The organism is Bifidobacterium sp. POST2/T3 (B1) (assembly GCF_058197115.1).
This window is the reverse complement of sequence record NZ_JBVPQK010000437.1, coordinates 1-2,162: the sequence shown is the minus strand read 5'-3', so window position 1 is coordinate 2,162 and position 2,162 is coordinate 1. Positions and strand designations below refer to the sequence as shown.

At 56.9% G+C, this 2,162-nt stretch carries 2 protein-coding genes; both read left to right on the top strand.

The genetic code is table 11. From position 1 onward, the window contains the following. The first annotated feature begins 255 nt into the window (after positions 1 to 255). Positions 256 to 879 carry a hypothetical protein gene (locus tag AC0AP0_RS12530; protein ID WP_490430727.1) on the top strand — a complete coding sequence of 208 codons (624 nt, stop codon included), beginning with the start codon at positions 256 to 258 and terminating at the stop codon, positions 877 to 879. 306 nt (positions 880 to 1,185) lie between these two features. Beyond that, positions 1,186 to 2,162, top strand: a 977-nt coding sequence (locus AC0AP0_RS12525; RefSeq protein ID WP_490430726.1) for a Rossmann-fold NAD(P)-binding domain-containing protein, incomplete at its 3' end; no start/stop codon positions are given.

The following is a 2,162-nucleotide window of genomic DNA, read 5'->3' as shown; positions in this document are numbered from 1 at the left end:
TGCCACAAGCAATGGGGAAGAACAAGCCTGGAGGGTCAGATGAGCAACAATCGAAACGAACGTGCGAATAAGAACCAGAGCAGGCATGAAAGTCCCGAACAATCACCAATGAACGACAAGGACCGCATGCCAAGACCAGTGGAGAACGCGAACGGCGGAAAAGAAAGCCAAGCGGAAAATGCCCCCATGCCGAAGCAGGAAGGCAGGGATTCATCCAGCAAGGACGTTGCTCACGGCAGACCTGGAGCACAAAATATGCAGAACCAAGCCCTAACCGATGACCGTTCGCAGGCCGGCCAGGTAGACAGAGAGCATGATGGCTCCTCCCATGACGACAAACCGAGCCAACCCGACAAGCCTGCTGCAATGGAAACGCCCGTACCTGTCGATAAACCGTCTCAGCCGACCTACGAAAGCAAGCCCGCCAAACCGCGCAAGGCCAAAAACCATGATTCCTTCTATCTGGGCCTTGCCTCGGCAGTCCTGGTTGCAGCACTGGGCCTCAGCCTGAGCACCATGCCCATCTTCTTCTCCCTGCCTCTTGCCGCCGTACTCTTCGGAATCGGCATCTGGCTCCTCTCCTATGCCAGCTTCAAGTCTCCCGGCAAACCGGAGGGAGAGGGAACAGATACGGATAGGCACACCAGGACGGTAGTTGTAGCGACGGTCCTTCTGGTCCTGCAGACCTTCATCATGGATGTGTTCATCTTCACCAGAATGGGAACCGTCGGCAAACATCAGAACGCCATCGTCATCGCCTGGATCCTCGCCAGCATGATCGAGACCCTGGCCGCTTTCGCCCTTATCTACCATCACAATCCCATGCAGTCCAAGCCCAAGGACCCTACGGCGAACGAAAAACACGAGGGGAATGAATAAAGCACTGCAGCGAACATGGATCTGAAACGACATAGCAGACCGGAAAGGCCGGCTGGCCGACCGTGGATGTGAAATTGCCTTCCCACAGCATTCCGTAGCCAAGGCCTTCCGCCTCAGGGTGCCACTCATCATTCTTGAAGATGTGTGGCACCCTTTAAGACACCATGCAAAATACCTTGAACTCTGTCTCTTCTCAGCTGTTACTTAGTCACTTACAAATTGTGTTGACCTGCCAACAGTAAAGACCAGCAACTAGAATCATTGATGAAATTACTCACACACAGTTGTGTTTGGAAAAGGAAAGACATGAGTGGACCAGAACAAACCCACGTAGCCTTCGGGGTCCTCAAAGAGACTGACGATGAAGAGTCCCGAGTGGCCCTAACGCCTGACATCGTGACCCGGCTGACCAGGCAGGGCATTACCTGCCTATTGGAGTCCGGTGCCGGGGCTCGAGCCGGCTTCCGAGATGAAGACTACCGGCAGACGGGAGCAACAGTTACCGACAGGAATACCGTCTTATCCAAGTCACAAGTTCTGGGCTTCGTCAACAGACCGGATGAATCCTTGCTGAAGGGGATCCCGGCCGGAACATGGATCATCGGCATGTTGGGGTCCTTGAGCGACAAGGACTACATCAAATCCTTGGAAGCGTCCGGGCTTACAGGGATCGCTATGGAGCGACTCCCCCGACAGCTCAGCTCGGCCCAGTCCATGGACGAGATGACCTCGCAGAACTCAGTCATGGGATACAAGGCGGCTCTGGTGGCTGCCAATGCCTATGGATCCTTCTTCCCCATGATGACCACTGCCGCAGGAACCATCCGACCAGCCAAGGTCCTGGTCTTGGGTGCCGGTATCGCAGGCCTGCAGGCCATCGGGACCGCAAAACGCCTGGGAGCCGTGGTCACCGCCTATGATGTCAGGCCCGCTTCCAGGCAGGAGGTGGAATCCTTGGGAGCCAAGTTCCTCGACCTGGGACTGGACTTCTCCAAGGGGCAGGGCGAGGGTGGCTATGCGCGCCAGCTGACCGATCAGGAGCAAGCCCAGCAGCAGGCTGCGGTGGATGCCAAAGCGGCAGGCTTCGATGTGGTCATTACCACAGCCAAGGTTCCAGGCGGAAAGCCTCCCCGCCTCCTAAGCGCCGAGGGTGTGGCCAACCTGCATCCCGGAGCTGTGATCGTGGACTGCGCTGCCAGCGACCTAGGCGGCAATGTCGAGGGATCACAGGTGGGAACCAGGACCACCGACAAGGGAGTCATCATGATCGGGGCCCCATACCT

Coding starts and splice junctions, on each gene's coding strand:
- AC0AP0_RS12530 (WP_490430727.1), top strand. CDS start 256: ATGCAGAACCAAGCCCTAACCGATGACCGTTCGCAGGCCGGCCAGGTA.